This window comes from Limnohabitans sp. WS1 (assembly GCF_003063265.1).
Lineage (GTDB): Bacteria > Pseudomonadota > Gammaproteobacteria > Burkholderiales > Burkholderiaceae_C > Limnohabitans_A.
Genome location: NZ_NERU01000001.1, coordinates 498,210 through 515,017 on the forward strand (window position 1 = coordinate 498,210; position 16,808 = coordinate 515,017).

Annotated in this window: 16 protein-coding genes; 8 read left to right on the forward strand and 8 right to left on the reverse strand. The window is 60.0% G+C overall.

Going from position 1 to position 16,808, the window contains the following annotated elements; translation table 11 throughout:
* Positions 1–95: 95 nt before the first annotated feature.
* The 3 genes from msrB to B9Z48_RS02385 all read left to right on the forward strand — a co-directional run bounded on the left by msrB (position 96) and on the right by B9Z48_RS02385 (position 3,566).
* Entirely contained in the window at positions 96–590 is a 495-nt protein-coding gene (msrB, locus tag B9Z48_RS02375) for a peptide-methionine (R)-S-oxide reductase MsrB (protein ID WP_108377009.1), read from the forward strand.
* Between the two features lie 2 nt (positions 591–592).
* The gene (gene msrA, locus B9Z48_RS02380; RefSeq protein ID WP_233260996.1) at positions 593–1,279 is read left to right on the forward strand and encodes a peptide-methionine (S)-S-oxide reductase MsrA; all 687 of its coding nucleotides are present in this window, start codon (positions 593–595) and stop codon (positions 1,277–1,279) included.
* 88 nt (positions 1,280–1,367) lie between these two features.
* Positions 1,368–3,566, forward strand: a complete 2,199-nt coding sequence (locus B9Z48_RS02385) for an OsmC domain/YcaO domain-containing protein (RefSeq protein WP_108377010.1) — start codon at positions 1,368–1,370, stop codon at positions 3,564–3,566.
* A gap of 47 nt (positions 3,567–3,613) precedes the next feature.
* On the opposite strand, the gene B9Z48_RS02390 is transcribed toward B9Z48_RS02385, so the two are convergent.
* The 3 genes from B9Z48_RS02390 to B9Z48_RS02400 all read right to left on the reverse strand — a co-directional run bounded on the left by B9Z48_RS02390 (position 3,614) and on the right by B9Z48_RS02400 (position 6,230).
* Positions 3,614–4,942, reverse strand: a complete 1,329-nt coding sequence (locus B9Z48_RS02390; protein ID WP_108377011.1) for a type II toxin-antitoxin system HipA family toxin — start codon at positions 4,940–4,942, stop codon at positions 3,614–3,616.
* A 1-nt stretch (position 4,943) separates the two neighbouring features.
* The gene (locus tag B9Z48_RS02395; protein WP_089952782.1) at positions 4,944–5,213 is read right to left on the reverse strand and encodes a helix-turn-helix domain-containing protein; all 270 of its coding nucleotides are present in this window, start codon (positions 5,211–5,213) and stop codon (positions 4,944–4,946) included.
* 75 nt (positions 5,214–5,288) lie between these two features.
* Positions 5,289–6,230 carry a DMT family transporter gene (locus B9Z48_RS02400; RefSeq protein ID WP_108377012.1) on the reverse strand — a complete coding sequence of 314 codons (942 nt, stop codon included), beginning with the start codon at positions 6,228–6,230 and terminating at the stop codon, positions 5,289–5,291.
* Between the two features lie 273 nt (positions 6,231–6,503).
* Here B9Z48_RS02400 and B9Z48_RS02405 point away from each other — a divergent pair, with 273 nt between their 5' ends.
* Positions 6,504–7,388: a sterol desaturase family protein gene (locus B9Z48_RS02405; RefSeq protein ID WP_108377013.1), complete on the forward strand. Its 885-nt coding sequence runs from the start codon at positions 6,504–6,506 to the stop codon at positions 7,386–7,388.
* A 121-nt stretch (positions 7,389–7,509) separates the two neighbouring features.
* On the opposite strand, the gene B9Z48_RS02410 is transcribed toward B9Z48_RS02405, so the two are convergent.
* From B9Z48_RS02410 to B9Z48_RS02425, 4 genes are all read right to left on the reverse strand, one after another.
* Positions 7,510–8,148, reverse strand: a complete 639-nt coding sequence (locus B9Z48_RS02410) for a trimeric intracellular cation channel family protein (protein ID WP_108377014.1) — start codon at positions 8,146–8,148, stop codon at positions 7,510–7,512.
* A 199-nt stretch (positions 8,149–8,347) separates the two neighbouring features.
* Positions 8,348–9,664 (reverse strand): DASH family cryptochrome, encoded by a 1,317-nt coding sequence (locus B9Z48_RS02415; RefSeq protein ID WP_108377015.1) that lies wholly within the window; start codon positions 9,662–9,664, stop codon positions 8,348–8,350.
* A gap of 3 nt (positions 9,665–9,667) precedes the next feature.
* Positions 9,668–11,272, reverse strand: coding sequence for an FAD-binding domain-containing protein (locus B9Z48_RS02420; RefSeq protein ID WP_108377016.1), 1,605 nt, complete (start codon positions 11,270–11,272; stop codon positions 9,668–9,670).
* Positions 11,269–11,835, reverse strand: coding sequence for a hypothetical protein (locus B9Z48_RS02425; RefSeq protein WP_108377017.1), 567 nt, complete (start codon positions 11,833–11,835; stop codon positions 11,269–11,271). Before B9Z48_RS02425 ends, B9Z48_RS02420 begins: the two co-directional genes overlap by 4 nt.
* Before the next feature lie 182 nt (positions 11,836–12,017).
* On the opposite strand from B9Z48_RS02425, the gene B9Z48_RS02430 reads away from it, so the two are divergent.
* Positions 12,018–12,512, forward strand: coding sequence for an Rrf2 family transcriptional regulator (locus B9Z48_RS02430; protein WP_089952767.1), 495 nt, complete (start codon positions 12,018–12,020; stop codon positions 12,510–12,512).
* A 4-nt stretch (positions 12,513–12,516) separates the two neighbouring features.
* Here B9Z48_RS02430 and B9Z48_RS02435 read toward each other — a convergent pair whose 3' ends face one another.
* Positions 12,517–12,891 (reverse strand): DUF2237 family protein, encoded by a 375-nt coding sequence (locus B9Z48_RS02435; protein ID WP_089952765.1) that lies wholly within the window; start codon positions 12,889–12,891, stop codon positions 12,517–12,519.
* A gap of 177 nt (positions 12,892–13,068) precedes the next feature.
* Here B9Z48_RS02435 and B9Z48_RS02440 point away from each other — a divergent pair, with 177 nt between their 5' ends.
* The 3 genes from B9Z48_RS02440 to B9Z48_RS02450 all read left to right on the forward strand — a co-directional run bounded on the left by B9Z48_RS02440 (position 13,069) and on the right by B9Z48_RS02450 (position 16,753).
* Entirely contained in the window at positions 13,069–13,824 is a 756-nt protein-coding gene (locus B9Z48_RS02440) for a sulfite exporter TauE/SafE family protein (RefSeq protein WP_089952763.1), read from the forward strand.
* Positions 13,825–13,856: 32 nt separating this feature from the next.
* Entirely contained in the window at positions 13,857–14,843 is a 987-nt protein-coding gene (locus B9Z48_RS02445; RefSeq protein ID WP_108377186.1) for an NADPH:quinone reductase, read from the forward strand.
* Between the two features lie 155 nt (positions 14,844–14,998).
* Positions 14,999–16,753: an ABC transporter transmembrane domain-containing protein gene (locus B9Z48_RS02450; RefSeq protein ID WP_108377018.1), complete on the forward strand. Its 1,755-nt coding sequence runs from the start codon at positions 14,999–15,001 to the stop codon at positions 16,751–16,753.
* Positions 16,754–16,808 lie beyond the last annotated feature (55 nt).

Sequence of the window (16,808 nt, forward strand, 5' to 3'; positions counted from 1 at the left end):
CCACCAGCCAATGCTGATAACCCTGTAACTTTTGGCCTTCTTTAACGAATTGGGTCATGAAGCCCCGTGTTTCAGCAACCCACCAGGTCACTCCCATGAAACGACGCCACATGATCAAAACCATCTCGGCCTGGCTGGCCAGTGCCACCGTGCCCTTGGGCGCTGTAGCAGCGGCTTTTCCACTGAAGAAAACCAAAGCCGAGTGGCGCAAGTTGCTTGCGCCAGCTGCGTATGCGGTGCTGTTTGAGCACGGCACCGAGCGCGCGGGCAGCAGCCCACTCAATGCCGAGAAGCGGCCCGGGACTTTTGTGTGTGTGGCCTGCAACTTGCCCTTGTTCAGCTCGGCCCACAAATACGAGAGCGGCACGGGTTGGCCCAGTTTTTTCCAAGCCTTGCCGGGTGCTTTGGGCACCACCACTGATTTCAAGCTCATCTACCCGCGCACCGAATACCACTGTTCGCGCTGTGGCGGTCACCACGGGCATGTGTTTGATGACGGGCCCAAACCCACGGGCAAGCGCTTTTGCAACAACGGTGTGGCTTTGGCGTTTGTGCCCGAAGGCCAAACTCTTCCCGAATTGAGGACATGAGCATGAACCGCATGACTGTTTCGAGGCCCCTGCGTTGCTTGGCCATGGCATGTGCCGCTGCCGCGTTCTTGTTGACGGCTTGCACGCCCAGCCAGTCTTCCAGCGCGGGCCAAGCCCCTGCGGCCCAGACCACGCCCACCGAGGTGGTGGCCGCGCCCGTGGTCAACGGCAAGCCCATGGCTTACGCCCTGTTTGCCGGTGGTTGTTTCTGGTGCATCGAGGCCGACTTTGAAAAACTGGCCGGTGTGGTGGCCGTTGAGTCGGGCTACACCGCCGGCCAAACGCCCCAGCCCACCTACGAACAAGTCAGCGCCGGCCACACGGGTCACACCGAGGCGGTGCGGGTGCTGTACGACCCGAGCCAAGTCGGTTATGCGCAGTTGGTCGACTATTTTTGGCGGCACATCGACCCGACCGTCAAAGACCAGCAGTTTTGTGATGTAGGCCCGCAATACCGCAGCGGGATCTATTGGCAAAATGAGGCCGAACGCGCCATCGCCGAAGCCAGCCGTGACGACTTGATCCGCAGCGGCCGGTTCAGCATCATTCACACTGAGCTGGCCCCCAGCTCAGTGTTTTATTTGGCCGAGGAGTACCACCAGGACTACTACAAGAAGAACGAGCTGCGCTACAGCTACTATCGCTTGAGTTGCGGGCGGGACGCGCGGGTTAAAAAGCTCTGGGGGTGAGGCCCCTGCGCCGGGCCAGTCGTCTTGGCTTGGGCATATCACACACCATTCGCCCCGTTGTGGGCGTTTGTTTTTTTGGAAGCTGTGCATGGAAATTAAAGTCAACTTTCTCGACAAACTGCGCTTGGAGGCCAAGTTTGACGACTTCACTGTGCTGGCCGATCAGCCGATTCGCTACAAGGGCGATGGCTCGGCACCGGGGCCGTTTGATTATTTTTTGGCGTCTTCGGCTTTGTGTGCGGCGTATTTTGTGAAGCTGTATTGCGAGACGCGGGGCATCTCTACCGAGCACATCCGCCTGTCGCAAAACAACATCGTGGACCCCGACAACCGCTACCTGCAGACCATCAAGATCCAGGTGGAGTTGCCGGCTGACATGTCCGACAAAGACCGCCAAGGCATCTTGCGTTCCATCGACCGTTGCACGGTCAAAAAGGCGATTCAAGCGGGCCCCACGTTCATTGTTGAGGCGGTGGACAACCTCGACGCCGACGCGCAGGCCTTGCTCTCCCTGAGCCCCGATGCGCAGTCGCAGACCTTGATTGCGGGCAAGGACTTGCCGCTGGAGCAGACCATCGCCAACATGACGGCGGTGTTGGCCAATTTGGGCATCAAGATCGAGATCGCGTCGTGGCGCAACCTGGTGCCCAATGTGTGGTCGCTGCACATCCGCGACGCGCATTCGCCCATGTGTTTCACCAACGGCAAGGGTTCGAGCAAAGAGAGCGCCTTGGCCTCAGCCTTGGGTGAATACATCGAGCGCCTGAACAACAACCACTTTTACGCGGGCGTGTTTTTTGGCGAAGACCTGGCGCAGGCCGACTTCGTGCACGACCCCCGCGAGCGTTGGTTCCAACCTGGCAAGCGCGACGCGCTGCCCAAAGGCTTGTTGGACAAGCATTGCTTGGCCATTTACAACCCCGACGGCGAGCTCAAGGCCTCGCACCTGTTTGATACCAACTCGGGCAACCCCTCGCGCGGCATTTGTGCGCTGCCCTATGTGCGCCAGTCCGATGGTGAGGTGGTGTACTTCCCGTCCAACCTGGTGGAAAACCTGTTTGTGAGCAACGGCATGAGCGCGGGCAACACGCTGGTCGAAGCGCAGGTGCAGTGCCTGTCAGAAATTTTTGAGCGGGCCGTGAAGCGCGAGATCCTGGAAGGCGAAATGGCCTTGCCCGATGTGCCGCAGGACGTGCTCGCCAAGTACCCCGGCATCGTGGCCGGCATCGAGGCTTTGGAAGCCCAGGGCTTTCCAGTCTTGGTCAAAGACGCATCGCTGGGCGGGGTGTACCCGGTGATGTGCGTGACCCTGATGAATCCGCGCACGGGCGGTGTGTTCGCGTCGTTTGGCGCACACCCGCGTTTGGAGGTGGCGCTGGAGCGCAGCCTGACCGAGCTGCTGCAGGGCCGCAGTTTTGAAGGTCTGAACGACTTGCCCGCGCCCACCTTCATCACCAACGCCGTGACCGAGCCCAACAACTTTGTGGAGCACTTCATTGACTCCAGCGGCATCGTGTCGTGGCGGTTTTTCAGCGCACAGGCCGATCACGATTTTGTGGAGTGGGACTTTTCTGCGCAGGGCGAGGACGCCACTGCCCAAGAAGCCGCCACGCTGTTCGGCATCTTGCAGGCCATGGGCAAAGAAGCCTATGTCACGGTGCACGACCAACTCGGTGCCACCGCCTGCCGCATCTTGGTGCCGGGCTATTCCGAGGTGTACCCGGTCGACGACCTGATTTGGGACAACACCAACAAAGCGCTGTTGTTCCGCGCGGATGTGCTGAATCTGCACCGCTTGGATGACGAAGCCTTGGAGGCCTTACTCGACCGCTTGGAGAACAACGAGCTCGACGATTACCTCGACATCGCTACCCTGATCGGCATCGAGTTTGACGACAACACGGTGTGGGGCCAGTTGACGGTGATGGAGCTCAAGCTCTTGATTCACTTGGCGTTGCAGCAGCTGGAAGAAGCCCACGAGCTGGTGGGCGCTTTCTTGCAATACAACGACAACACCGTAGAGCGCCGCTTGTTTTACCAAGCCCTGAACGTGGTGCTGGAAGTCACGCTGGACGAGGAGTTGGATTTGGCAGATTACGCCGTCAACTTCCGGCGCATGTTTGGCAACGAGCGCATGGATGCGGCCACTGGCTGTGTGGACGGTAGCGTGCGCTTTCATGGCCTCACGCCCACCAACTTGCAGCTGGAGGGCTTGGACCGCCACCAGCGCTTGCTTGACAGCTACAAAAAACTGCATGCGGCACGGGCGCGTGTGGCCCAGATGTAGAACGCAGGCCATAGTCCACGGGCACCGCTCGTTTTTGGTGCCCGCCTTTAGCCAAGTCTGGCCAAAGTGGCTTGCAAGCCCGCCAAGGTTTTATCAAGTACGGCTGCCTTGAACCCGTGTGGCAGTTGGGCTTGGGTGTTGGCGATGGCTTGCGGTGCTTGGGTCACGATTTCTTCGATCATGGCGTCCACATCGGCTTGGAGGCCGCAGATTTTGGCGGTGCTGACCAAGTGGCGTGGCTGCACTTCTTTGTGCAGGTAATGCTTGTTTTTTCCCAAAAAAGCCATGGCCAATTTGAGCTTGTGCAGGGACCATTGTTGGGGGCCGGGTCCTTCAATGGGCCAGATGGACATGACGTCGTACAGCGGAGCCAGTTTAAATTGGCCTTGCGGCAAGATCTGGATGCTGAAGTTTTTGGCGTGGCCATCGGGTGCGGCCAGCAGCCAGAACAAAATCTGGCTTTTCATGAAGTGGCGCAAATCGGTCTGGGCTTGTGTTGAGCGCATCAGGACTTGGGCAATGTCTCGCACACCAGGGCCACCATCGGCTTCGTATTTGAGGTGCGATGGCAGGCCTAGGGCCTGACAAAAATCTTCTTGCGGCAGCCGCATCCACCATTGACCGGATGAATGCAGTTGCCGGTCAAAGCGCTCGACGGCCAACACGCGTTGCGTGCCAAAGCTGAGAACGGCGCAACGTGCCACGGGCAGACCGAATTCACGCAGCAGCGTCAGGCACAGCCATTCGTTGTCGACCGAGCTGCTTAGGTCCACTTTCTGGTTGCCGACCAAGCCCAGTGGCATTTTGAGGATGTGGGTGGTGGGTGTGGTGCCTTGGGGTCGCATCCACTGGCCTTGATGCCAGAGCAGCGCTGTTTTTTCCTGTGCGCCAGCCAAGGAGATGCGCAGATCGTCATCGCTGTTGGGGCTGCCCAAAGCCCCGGAGGGGTTGACCACGCGCAGCAGGTGTTGTTCAACGTCGGACTCGCTCATGCGGGTGCCTTCGATTTGGGTCACGTTGTGTGGCGTTTCGTCCTCTCCCAGCAATTGCACAGCACCCACGCAGTCGCGGCCGATGGCGCGCAGCAAATCAAACGCATCGGTCGAGGCGGTTTTGAACCGTGTCGCCAGCCGACGGCGGATGGCCTCGTTGTCGGGCAGCAGGTTGTCAAAAAAATGCGCGACCGCTGGACCCTTGAGCGGGCTGTTGTCCATGCCAAAGGGCAACGACAGTGAAAGCGGCCTGCCAGCGGGGGCACGCATCCAGTCGGTGTCGTATTGCAAGGACATGCCGGCGCGGCCACCCATGCGCCAAGTGCCCACGCGCACGCCGTTCGTCCAGATGGACAGTGCCTGGGTCTGGGCGGGCCGACCCATGTCACCACTCCGGCGCGTCGCTGTCCCGCGCAAGCTGGGCTTGCGGTGCGGTGTTCTGACGCGGTTGAATGGTGAGCTCCAGACCCAGGACATTGAGCACAGACAGCAGCTGCCCCAGACCGATGTTCTCGGGCTGTTGCTCAAAAGCAGAAATGCGGCTTTGACTTAGCCCCACCCGGGACGCCAGTTTGGTTTGGCTGAGTTGGCTGGTTTTGCGGGCGGTTTTGAGAATTTGCCCCATTTGTATGGGGGTGACGAGGGTATGCGGCATGGCATTTGTATCCGTAAAGCGAATAAAAGCAATATACCCGCAAATTGAATAAATGACAAATATTCGAAAAACGAATCAAATCGCCTTGACCCGCACCCCGCCGATCACCCCCGCCACCAGCAGCGCAATGCCCGCCAGTGTGACGGGCTCGGGCCATTGGCCGCGCAGCATAAACGCGTAGCTGAGCGCGGCCAGGGTTTCAAACACAATGAGCTGCCCGGCCAGTGCGGTGGGCAATCGTTGGCTGGCGGCGTTCCAGCACAAGGTGCCCAGCCAGGAGGCGAACAGGCCGATGGCCATCATGAGGCCGATGAATTCGAGGGGGCGTGGGCCCAGTGGCATGGGCATGGGGTCGTTTGTGGCGAGGGTCCAGAGCCAAAACGCGGCATAGCCCAGCAAAGCCAGTGGCAAGGTGGCCATGCCTTGTGCTGTGGCCCACACGCGTGGATTGCGATCGGGGTGGCCACGCAGCCAATCGGCGTTTTGAAGCGGGTACCAGGTCCAGCAGACCACCGCCCCCACGGCCAGTGCGGCCCCGGTGATGTAGCGCGTGGTGTCGGCTGCCGGGTTTTGCACCAGTGCGGTCCATTCCACATGGTTGACGCAGGCGATGCCCAACAAGATGAGGGCCAGCGGTGACGCCAACTTGAGCCAAGGAAAACGGCCGTCGCGCTGGTGGTTGAGCAGGTTGGCCGCAACGGCGATCACCACCGGCAGTGTGCCGATGATCATGGTGGGCAAGGCACCGCCCGCACGCTGGATGGCGCTGGCCAAAAACAGGTAATACAAGACGTTGCCAATGGCCGCCAGTTTGAGGGCCGCCAACCAGTCGCTGCGTGTCAGACGCCGGATTTCGGTGCGGTCCATGAATGCCAAGGGCAGCGCGATCAGGCCAAAGGCCAGATACCGGCCAAAGGTGTGCAGTGCGGCGGGGTAGTCGGGCAGCATGAGTGGCCCCACAAACACCAAACCCCACATGAGACCAGCGGCCAAGGAAAACAGGATGCCACTCAGCATGGGCAGTGTCTCGTGGTGGGTGAGCCTTCAATCGGTCTGTGGTGTTTCATCATGGCTCGGATTATCGGACTGAGTCTGGGCATGCCCATGCCCATGCGCTTGTTTGTATAGAAGCTTGTCGCCCCAAAGACCCGTACTTCAATGGGATTGTTCAGCGTTGTTCCTGAACAAAGGGAATACACCCATGGTAAGGGCAGCTTGGCATGGGTATCTTCGATGTCGCCATGTGAGAGTGGCTGGGTGTTTGGGATTTGAGAAAAACGGAGACAGGGAATGACCGCAACGCAATGGCAAAACATCTTGGTGCTGTGCACCATCATGGGTTTTGCAACGATGGAATATGTGAGCCGACGTTACAAAAATACGGTGACCGCCACGGGCAACGACACCAAGCTGGAGGTGTTCATGTTCCTGAGCGTGCTGGCGATCACCCAGCCCTTGGCGATTTTTGTCACGTCCAAGCTGGGGCACGCTTGGTTTCCAGACTACAAAAACGCTTTGGCTGATTTGCCTTGGTGGGGCATGGTCGGTATTTTGTTGGTGGCCGATGACATGACGCAGTACTGGTGGCACCGTTTGTCGCATTCGCCTTTGTTGTGGCCTTTGCACCGGGCGCACCACTCGGCCGAGTACATGAGCATCCGCGTGACATTCCGCAACAACTTTTTCTATTACCTGATGATGCCGGGTTTGTGGGCTGCCGGTGCTTTGCTGTATTTGGGTTTTGGCGGCATGGTGTATGCGCTTTACATCGCGGTCAAGTTGCTGGTCATCTTAGGTGCGCACTGCGCGTGGCGTTGGGACGAGCCGCTGTACCGGGTGCGGGCCCTGCATCCCCTCATGTGGGTGTTGGAGCGCACCATTTCGACCCCGGCCACGCATTGGGCACACCACGCCATCACCAATGAAGACGGTGTGGGTCATTACAAAGGCAACTTTGGCAACTTGCTGTTTTTGTGGGACATCATTTTTGGCAGCGCCCACATCACACGCCAATACCCTGCGCGTGTTGGATTGATCGACGACAAGTTGTTTGGGCAAGAGCGTTGGTACCACCAGATGCTTTACCCGGTGTTGCAGTCCAAGCGTGAACATTCTGCTTTGCGCGTGGGGGGCTCGATCTACGCAGGTCCGGAAACCTTGGACACAAAATCTTGATCTACCAAGCCTTGTGCTTTGTCATTTCGGCCTTGAGCCGTGTTTCAGAGTGCACAGTGGGTGTTGTCAAAGGGCGGCGGCACACGCTGGATTGTGTTGAGCACCTTGGGTGTAAAACGGTTTAAGCCCGCCAAGCCGGCAGTTGCCAGTTGCGCCAAAGCCCCAGCGCGCGCAAACCCACCGTGACCACCAGGCAGCCCAGCAAAGCCACCCACCCGGGCGCGTCGGTGAACCACAAACCCACATAAGTCCAGCCGCCCGCAAAGGCGCAGACTGCGTAGGGGCGGTGGTCTTTGAAGGCGGTAGGGATTTCGTTGCACACCATGTCGCGCAGCACGCCGCCAAACACGCCGGTGATCAGGCCCATGAGCACGGCCACCACTGGGGGCATGAGCGCCTGCAGCGCTTGGTGTACGCCGGTGGCGGTGAACAGGCCCAGGCCCAGTGCGTCAGGCCAGAGGATGGCTTTTTCGGTGACTTCAAAGTGGCGCTGGCGCATGAAGGCCATGGCGAGTACACACAGGGCCAACACACCCCAAAGCATTTCGGTGTGTTGCACCCAGAAGAAAGGGCGTTGGTCCAGCAGCAAGTCGCGCAGTGTGCCGCCGCCAAATGCCGCCAAAAAAGCGACCACACACACGCCCACCGCGTCCAGCCGTTTACGCGCCGCTTCCATCAGGCCCGAGAGGGCAAAGGCGGCGGTGGCCGACAGCTCGACCAGCAGGCGAAGGGTGTCTCCCCAAGATTGAATTCCGTACATGTTGGGGATTATCGATGTTGCTGCATCGAAACCCAAAGCGTCGGACCTGAAGGTGCCGACCTACAGAGACGTGGCTTTTGTAGGTCGGCGGCTTCAGCCCCGACATGTCATTGCGCTGGAGCGGGCCATGTCGGAGCTGAAGCTGCCGACCTACAGGGACGTGGCTTTTGTAGGTCGGCGGCTTCAGCCCCGACAAGTTTTAGAGCCAGACTTGACGATAGCGCCCTTGCGCGTCGTGGTCCTGGGTTTGTTTGGCAGGATTGAAGCGTCTGCCCACACGCGGGTCGGTGCCTCGGCCGCTCACGTACAACCAGTTGCCTTGGTTGCTGCACACGTCAAAGTCCACCAATTGCGATTCGAACCAGGCCGCGCCCGCACGCCAGTCGCAAGACAGGTCGTGCACCAGAAAGCTGGCCACGATTTGGCGCATGCGGTTGGAGGTGAAGCCCGTGGCCTCCAACTCGCGCATGCCCGCGTCCACGATAGGCTCGCCCGTTTGGCCGTTGCACCAGCGTGCAAAGTCTTTGGGGAAGTGCGAGGGTTGGGGCAGCTTCGACAAACCCCGTGCCGCATAGAGTAGTCGGCCATGTTGCAGGTGCAACATGCGGAAGTTGTCGCGCCACAGCAGCTCAAACCACAACCAATAGGTGCCGTCGTTGCTGCCGTGCTGCTTTTCGTAGGCATGGAGTTCCGCCCAAATGCGGCGGGCCGACACCGCGCCTGTGGCCAGCCAAGGTGACCAGTGGCTGCTGGTGTGCTGGCCTTGCAGAGCGTTGCGGGTTTGTTTGTAGCGGTCGGGCCATGGCGGGGTGAGGTAGCTTTGCAGGTGGGCCAAGGCGCTGGCTTCGCCGCCCCGGCATACGGCTTGTGTGTAGGGGAAATTCGAGCGTGGGTGCGCGTCGCCCTCGTTGTCGGCTTGCAGCAGCGTGAAGGGGTTGTCGGTCCAGCCGGGCAAGGCGGTCATGTTGTCACTCGGAGGCGCAGGCAGCTGGGCGGGCGCAGGCAGCGGTGCCAAGGGCTGTAGCCGCGCCGATTCGATGCGCTGGCGAAACTCGGTGAAGACCTGCGGCATGTCTTCGGCCGCAAAGGGCAGGGCGTCGGGTTCGATCAGGCTGGACTGCCACAGCGTTTTGACGGTGAGGCCCACGTTGATCAGCGCTTGCACTTGGGCTTCTTCTTCTGGCGCGGCGATGTTTTCACAAAACACAGTGTCGGCTTGCACGGTGCGGGCGCAGGCGGGCAGCACCTCGGCCACAGGGCCATGCAGCAACACCAGGCGTTGGCCCAAAGCCTTCAGCCCGTTTTGCAGGTCTTGCAGCGTGTCGGCCAAAAAGCGCCTGCGGTGTGCGCCCATGCGGCGAAAGCCCCAGGCGGTGGGTGTGTCTTGAACGGGTTCGTGCACAAAGACCAACAGAAGAGCTTGGCCATGGGCTTGGGCGTAGTTGATGGCTTGCACAAGGGCACGTTGATCGTGCAAGCGCAAGTCGTTTCGAAACCAGAAAAGGGTGGTGCGCATCGTTTAAAAATCAAAGCCCAGCTGCTTGCTGGGTGGGGTGTTGGTATCGGAAGACGGTCGCGTTTTTCGGCGGATGGTCTTGGGGCTATCGCTGTCACGGTCTCGGGTGAACACGTCACGTTGAGCGCCGCTGCCATGTTTGCGTGAAGCGTGCTTCTCGACGATGGCTTTTTTGCCCGCTTTCACACCGGGTTCGGCCCGTCGGGCGTGCAACGCTGCTTTGGAGTTGCGTGTGGCTTCGGCCAAATCCACCAACGGCAGGGGAATGTCGGCGTCTGGCCCGCTGCCCACCGTCAGGCCGCAGTGGCGCAACACCTCGGGCGGCATCAGCCAGGGCTCAAACAACCAGGTGTCGGGCACGCGGCGCATGTGCGGCAGCCAGCGGCGCACAAAGATGCCTTTGGGGTCGTGGTCTTGTGCTTGTTTGATCGGGTTGTAAACCCGCGTGGTGTTGATGCCGGTGGTGCCCGACTGCATTTGCAACTGGCTCCAATGGATGCCGGGTTCGTAGTCCAGAAACTGTGTGGCCAGCCAATGGCCCACGGGCCACCAGTCGAGCCACAGCGGGTAGGCTGCCACCGACACCAGCATGGCCCGCATGCGAAAGTTCAGCCAGCCGGTCTGGTGCAGCATGACCACACAAGCGTCCACCATGGGCCAGCCCGTGCGGGCCGAGGTCAGTGCCGCAAAGTGCGCGTCGTTCCAGCCGTCTTCGCGCAGGCCGTCGTAACCCCGGTGCATGTTGCGCCATTCGATTTCGGGCTCGCTTTCGAGCTTTTGGATGAAGTGGCAATGCCAATACAAACGGCTGATGAAACCGACCAGACCCGCCCGGTGCCTGCCCGCTTGCGGCGGCAAGGTATCGAGCGCCGCGCGGGTGGCCTGCACGACCTCGCGCATGCTGATGCAGCCCCAAGCCAAATAGGCCGAAATGCGTGAACAGGCGGTGGGCGAACTCAACGGCGATGAGATGCCACCTCGGTAACCCAGCGCCCGCACATCCAGAAAGCTGTGCAAGGTCTCCAAACCCAGGCGACGCCCACCGCGCTGGCGCTGGCCGGGGTTGTGCTGCAGGCCGGGTGGCGGTGTCATCACTTCGGGGCCAAAATGGTCAGCCGCATCAACAAAATGCAACTCAGGCAAGACCGCTTGCGGCGCGGCCATGTGCGCTTCCCAGCGGGCTTGCCAGGTGTTGCGGCTTTTCAGACGTCGCACCACGCCAAATTGCGCGAACTCGGTCCAGCCCACGCCCGCACTGCGGCACCACGCGCCCACCTGCAGATCGCGCTCGTAGGTGAAGGCGTTGCCGGTTTCTTGGTGCGCCACCAGTTCGGCAAACGGCGCTTGTGCGTGCAGGGTCGCCAGCACCTGCACTGCAGGGCCCACGCGCACCTGCAAGCTGCCGCCCAGTGCTTGTAGTTCTTGGTGCAGTTCACATAAAGATTCGCGCACGAATTCAAAGTGCTGCAAAGCCGCATCGGGCTGCGCCCACAGACCCGGCTCGACGATGTACAGGCACAGCACCGGCCCTTGCGTGGCGGCATGCGCCAGCGCCGCATGGTCTTGCAGGCGCAGGTCGCGTTTGAACCAGACCACTCGGTATGTCATGGCTGGCTGTTCTGGATGGAATGCCCCGGTCCCAGTCCGCTTGGCCCCGTGCCGTAACGCGTTGAATCGACAGTCACACACGAGAGCAATTCAGACGGCAGATCGGGCGCTTGTTGGCGCAGGTAGCGGCGCACCAGGTCACCGCTGTGCCAAGGGGCGGTCGATCCGCTCCACACCGCTTGGTCTTGTACCTGCCACTGACCGGCCTTCAGGCGCAAGACCACCAGACTGGGGTGGAGCGTGTCAAAGGCCACCTCGGCCACAGTCCATTCCCCCCATTGTTGCAACTGCAAAGCGCGTGCACTTTGCGAGTCGGGCGGGCTGTGTTGCCGGATCACTTTCAGCACCGCATGGGCGGTGGGGTCCTCTGTTGACAAGGCGCGAACGTCGGTGCAATCACGACGCCATTGCAGCATCTGATCTGCCCCCCATCCACGCACATCGAAGCGCAAGCCATTCACCTCCAGCAAGCCTCGGCCGTCCTGTTGGACCCAGTCCACATGGCTGTCGATCACCAACAAGCTGGTGAGCACAACCAGCACAGCACCGACATGCCGTTTCATGCGAGGTCACCCCCGCTCAAATGCGCTGTGCAAAGGGGGTCTTGATGCAGGTAGCAGAGAAAATCAGCCCATTTTGTGAATATCAAATAAGTCATTTTTAGCTAATTTCAATTGATTTGAAAATTAAGAGTTGTTTTGTGACTGTGTGGTCATAGAATATCTCATCGTTAACGGAGAACGTCATGATCCTCAAGAAAACAGTCAAAGCCCTTGATATTGCTGTGTTCATCACGTCGCGTGCGGTGGTCAAGCCCGTGACCACTGAAGAGATCGCCAGTGGCTTGTCTTTGTCGTCTTCGTACACCGAATCCATTTTGAAAGAGCTGCGTGAAGCTGGTTTGATCCGCGCCCACCGAGGCCCGGGGGGCGGTTACCAGATTCGGGGCAATCCTGAAGACATCAGTTTGTGGGATGTGGTCAAGCATTTTGAAGAGGTGCACAGCTTCGATGCGCTTTACCCGCAAGGGGGGCATCCCATGAAAAACCTGGAATCCGACATCCAAAGCACCATGCAGTCCTTGCTGCAGGCGCAAAGTCTGTCCGATGTGGCCGTGCCCTTCATGCCACGGGATGCGCGTGTGACCTCGATGATGGGTCAGTTCCGACTCAAACCCCTGCCTGCCCCGGTCATGCCCCGTGCGCCGAACTCGGTGTTTCAGCTCAGCATGATGATGTAAGGCATCAATTCGGGACCCAGGCAAACTCGCGCAGTTGGGCCAGGGTCACGAACTGCAAGGCTTTTTGGTGGGTGCTTTCAAGGACCACATGGGGTGCCACACCGGCTTGAAACGCTTCGAGCCATCTCAGGGCACACAGGCACCACCGGTCTCCGGCTTTCAGTCCCGCAAAACGGTGTGATGGACGCGGCGTCATCAAGTCGTTGCCACGGGCGCTGGAGTAATCCAAAAAGGCTTGGGTGACTTTGGCACAAATCACATGGGTTCCCACGTCTTCGTCGCTGGTGTTGCAGCAACCGTCCCTGAAATAACCCGTGAGTGGGTCATAAGAGCAAGGCATCAATTCGCCACCGAGAACATTCAAGCCGGAGCGAGTCATGGGGTTCCAAATAAAAAGTGAGCAAGTGCCCGATTGTGTGGTGCTTGGGTGTGTTGCTGTGTCACACGCGGGCAATAGGTTCCCACGGTGCAGGGTTTTTGGAGCCAAGTGGGCAGATACACACATGACAGCTGCAGGTGTGTGGGGCCAGTAAGATCATTTCAAAGCTGTCGCACCATGAACTTTCCGCTGATCACTGATCCCTATTTTTACGCCATTGCCGCGCCTGCGGTGGTGATGCTGGGTTTGAGCAAAAGCGGTTTTGGCGCAGGTTTTGGATCGCTGGCGGTGCCCCTGATGGCGCTGACGGTCACTGTGCCCCAGGCGGCTGCCATCTTGATGCCCGTCTTGTTGGTCATGGACTTGTTGGGCATGGCGGCGTTTCGCAAGGATGTGGACAAGGCTTTGCTGCGGTTCATGCTGCCCTTTGCCATGCTGGGCATTGTGATCGGGGCCCTGTTGTTCAAACTGCTGGACGCCAAGCTGGTGGCGGCCATTGTGGGGGCTTTCACCTTGCTGTTTTTGGCACAGCAAATGCTGTTTAAGCCGCGCTCTGACAGCCCACCGCCGCCTCCTTGGTTGGGCGCTGTTTTGTTGACCACGGCGGGATTCACCAGTTTCATCTCGCATGCGGGGGGGCCACCGGTCAATGCGTATGTGATGCGCTTGAAGCTCAAGCCGATTTTGTTCACCGGCACCATGGCATTTTTGTTTTTCTTCATCAACATGGCCAAGTGGCTGCCTTACGCCTGGCTGGGTTTGCTGGATCTGCGCAATTTCGCCACGTCGCTGGTGCTTTTGCCCTTGGCCCCCTTGGGGGTGTGGTTGGGTGTTCGATTGGCACGGCGCATCAACCCCGCTCTTTTTTATCGCTTGATCCGCTTGGGCATGTTCCTCACGGGGTGCAAGCTCTTGTGGGATGGCTTGCGTTGAGCCAACATTTTTATTGCAACGAGGAGATTTTCATGAAAGCAGCCTGGTACAGCCGCAATGGCGAAGCCCAAGATGTGATGGTGTTGGGCGATTTGCCCAAGCCCAGCGTGCAAGCTGGCGAGGTGCTGGTGCGCTTGGCCACTTCGGGTGTCAACCCCTCGGACGTCAAGTCGCGCCGCGCACGCCCTGTGAGTGACCCTTTGATCGTGCCCCACAGCGATGGGGCCGGCGTGATCGAAGCCGTGGGTGAGGGCGTGCCCGCTGCGCGAGTGGGTGAGCGGGTCTGGATCTGGAACGGTCAGTGGCAGCGCCCTTGGGGCACTTGCGCCGATTACATCGCTGTGCCTGCCGCGCAGGCGGTGCAACTGCCTGACAGCGTCGATTTTGCCGCTGGAGCTTGCATGGGCATCCCTGGTTTGACGGCGGTGCAGGCGGTGATTTTGGCGGAGCGCTTGAGCGGCGATTTGCGCGGGCAAACGGTGCTGGTCACCGGGGCCTCATCGGCCGTGGGCCACTACATCACCCAAATGGTGACGCAGCTTGGAGCTCGGGTGATGGGCACCGTTGGCTCTGAGGCCAAAGCGGCCCATGCCCAAGCTGCAGGCCTGCAAGAGGCGATTTTTTACAAAACCGAGTCAGTGCCTGAGCGGGTCAAGGCCTTGACCCAAGGCCGAGGTGCCGATGTGATCATCGACATGGATTTTTCGACCACAGCGGCTTGGGCCAGTGAGGGGGCTTTGGCTGCGCACGGGCAAGTGGTGTGCTACGGCTCCAACGCGCTGTCTGTTCCGCTGCCGTTTCGGCCTTGGTTGTACCAATCGATGGGGGTCAAATTTTTCCTGGTCTATGACCTGACGCCTGCGGATCGCCAAAGGGCGGTGGCCCGCTTGTCTGAGCTCTTGGCTGCTCAGTCATTGCAGCACAGCATCGGGGCGCGGTTTGCGCTGGACCAAGTGGCCCAGGCGCACGTCACGGTTGAAGCCGGGCAAACGGTGGGCAATGTGGTGATCGATCTGTGAGCCCTGCTTGGCGCTGATGGATCTGGCCGCCCGCACAGCACAGCGCGGCACTCCCGCCATCGGCTTGGGGGGGTAGACCCCAATGGGGCTGGGTTTGCCGTTATGCTTGACGGGCTGCTTGTGTTCCTTGTTTTTGCATTGGTTTTTGATCGTCCATGGCTACATCTCCCAAATCGCTTTCGGGCCTGGCCCCGTTTATCAAGCCCTACCGCATGGCCATGGGCTTTGCCGCTTTGTTTTTGTTGCTGGCGGCAGCGACCACACTGGCGTTCCCTTGGGTTTTGCGGCAGTTGATTGACAAGGGTTTGGCCAGTGGTGCTTCGGCCGAGCAGTTGTCCGGCAATTTTTTGCAGCTGTTTGGTGTGGCCGTGGCTTTGGCGGTTTTTTCTTCGGGGCGCTACTACACCGTGAGTTGGCTGGGTGAGCGCATCACAGGCGACCTGCGTAATGCGGTCTACGGCCATGTGCTCAAGCAAAGTCCTGCCTTTTTTGAAACCACCCAGTCGGGCGAAGTGCTCTCGCGGCTGACCAATGACACCACCTTGGTGCAAACCGTGGTGGGGTCTTCGTTCTCGATGGGCTTGCGCAATCTGGTCATGGGAGCGGGGGCGCTGATCATGCTGGTGTGGACCAACCCGGTGCTCATGTTGCAGGTGGTGGCCGTGTTGGCAGCGGTCATTTTTCCGAGCGTGTATTTGGGCCGACGCGTGCGGCGTTTGTCGCGAGCCAACCAGGACCGGGTGGCCGATTCGAGCGCCATTGCCTCTGAAGTGCTCAATGCCATCAGCGTGGTGCAAAGTTACACCGCCGAGGACCGTGAAACCGATCGTTTTGTAGCGTCCACCGCACGGGCCTTGGGCACGGCGCTGGGGCGCATTCGGGCACGCGCAGTGCTGGTGGGCTTCATCATCATGGCCTCCAGTGCCGTGCTGCTTTGGGGTTTGTACATGGGCACGCTGGCCGTGCGGGCAGGTACCAGCACGGCGGGCCAGCTGGGCGAGACGGTGTTTTACGTCATCTTGCTGGCCAGTGCCTTTGCGGTGCTGGGCGAGGTTTATGGTGATTTGTTGCGAGCAGCCGGTGCGACCGAGCGCTTGATGGAGTTGCTGCACACCGAGTCCAACCTCAAGATGGCTGCTCAGCCGCAAAAAGCGCTCTGGCCGCAAGGGGGCTCATCCTTGCACCTCGAGTCGGTCCGATTTCATTACCCTTCGCGCCCCGACACCTGGGCGCTGGACCAGCTTTCAGGCCAGATCCACTCCGGGCAGACTGTGGCCGTGGTGGGCCCCAGTGGTGCCGGCAAAACCACTTTGTTTGATTTGTTGATGCGCTTTCACGACCCGCAATCGGGCCGCATCGTCCTCGATGGCGTGCCGATTGAGCAAATGGACCTGCACGACTTGCGTCACCGCATGGCCATCGTGCCCCAGGAGCCAGTGATTTTTTCGGGCACAGTCATCGAGAACATCCGCTATGGCCGACCCGAGGCCAGCTTGGAAGAGGTGCACGCCGCTGCCGAGGCGGCTTATGCGCAAGAGTTCATCCGCGAGCTGCCCGAGGGTTTTGACACCTATTTAGGTGACCGGGGCGTGCGTTTGTCGGGTGGGCAGCGCCAGCGCATCGCGATTGCGCGGGCCATTCTCAAAAACCCCCCACTTTTACTGTTGGACGAAGCCACCAGTGCGCTGGATGCACAAAGCGAAAAAATGGTGCAAGCCGCACTGGACAAAGCCATGGTTGGGCGCACCACCTTGGTCATTGCCCACCGCCTGGCCACGGTGCAACGCGCCGATGTGATCTGGGTGCTCGAGCGTGGCCGGCTGATGGAGCAGGGCACACACGCCGAGTTGCAAGCCAAAGGCGGCTTGTATGCCAGCCTCGCAGCGCTGCAGTTCAACGCCGTTCACTGAGGGCCTTGGCCTGCGGGTCAGGCTTGCACGCCCGAAAAAAAAGCCGCTTTGCAGC

What these genes read in the sequence shown, in the direction of transcription:
- B9Z48_RS02425 (WP_108377017.1), bottom strand. Translation starts at nt 11,835, where the DNA reads ATGAAACGGCATGTCGGTGCTGTGCTGGTTGTGCTCACCAGCTTGTTG.
- B9Z48_RS02430 (WP_089952767.1), top strand. Translation starts at nt 12,018, where the DNA reads ATGATCCTCAAGAAAACAGTCAAAGCCCTTGATATTGCTGTGTTCATC.
- B9Z48_RS02445 (WP_108377186.1), top strand. Translation starts at nt 13,857, where the DNA reads ATGAAAGCAGCCTGGTACAGCCGCAATGGCGAAGCCCAAGATGTGATG.
- B9Z48_RS02395 (WP_089952782.1), bottom strand. Translation starts at nt 5,213, where the DNA reads ATGCCGCATACCCTCGTCACCCCCATACAAATGGGGCAAATTCTCAAA.
- B9Z48_RS02390 (WP_108377011.1), bottom strand. Translation starts at nt 4,942, where the DNA reads ATGGGTCGGCCCGCCCAGACCCAGGCACTGTCCATCTGGACGAACGGC.
- msrA (WP_233260996.1), top strand. Translation starts at nt 593, where the DNA reads ATGAACCGCATGACTGTTTCGAGGCCCCTGCGTTGCTTGGCCATGGCA.
- B9Z48_RS02420 (WP_108377016.1), bottom strand. Translation starts at nt 11,272, where the DNA reads ATGACATACCGAGTGGTCTGGTTCAAACGCGACCTGCGCCTGCAAGAC.
- B9Z48_RS02450 (WP_108377018.1), top strand. Translation starts at nt 14,999, where the DNA reads ATGGCTACATCTCCCAAATCGCTTTCGGGCCTGGCCCCGTTTATCAAG.
- B9Z48_RS02435 (WP_089952765.1), bottom strand. Translation starts at nt 12,891, where the DNA reads ATGACTCGCTCCGGCTTGAATGTTCTCGGTGGCGAATTGATGCCTTGC.
- B9Z48_RS02405 (WP_108377013.1), top strand. Translation starts at nt 6,504, where the DNA reads ATGACCGCAACGCAATGGCAAAACATCTTGGTGCTGTGCACCATCATG.
- B9Z48_RS02410 (WP_108377014.1), bottom strand. Translation starts at nt 8,148, where the DNA reads ATGTACGGAATTCAATCTTGGGGAGACACCCTTCGCCTGCTGGTCGAG.
- B9Z48_RS02385 (WP_108377010.1), top strand. Translation starts at nt 1,368, where the DNA reads ATGGAAATTAAAGTCAACTTTCTCGACAAACTGCGCTTGGAGGCCAAG.
- msrB (WP_108377009.1), top strand. Translation starts at nt 96, where the DNA reads ATGAAACGACGCCACATGATCAAAACCATCTCGGCCTGGCTGGCCAGT.
- B9Z48_RS02440 (WP_089952763.1), top strand. Translation starts at nt 13,069, where the DNA reads ATGAACTTTCCGCTGATCACTGATCCCTATTTTTACGCCATTGCCGCG.
- B9Z48_RS02415 (WP_108377015.1), bottom strand. Translation starts at nt 9,664, where the DNA reads ATGCGCACCACCCTTTTCTGGTTTCGAAACGACTTGCGCTTGCACGAT.
- B9Z48_RS02400 (WP_108377012.1), bottom strand. Translation starts at nt 6,230, where the DNA reads ATGCTGAGTGGCATCCTGTTTTCCTTGGCCGCTGGTCTCATGTGGGGT.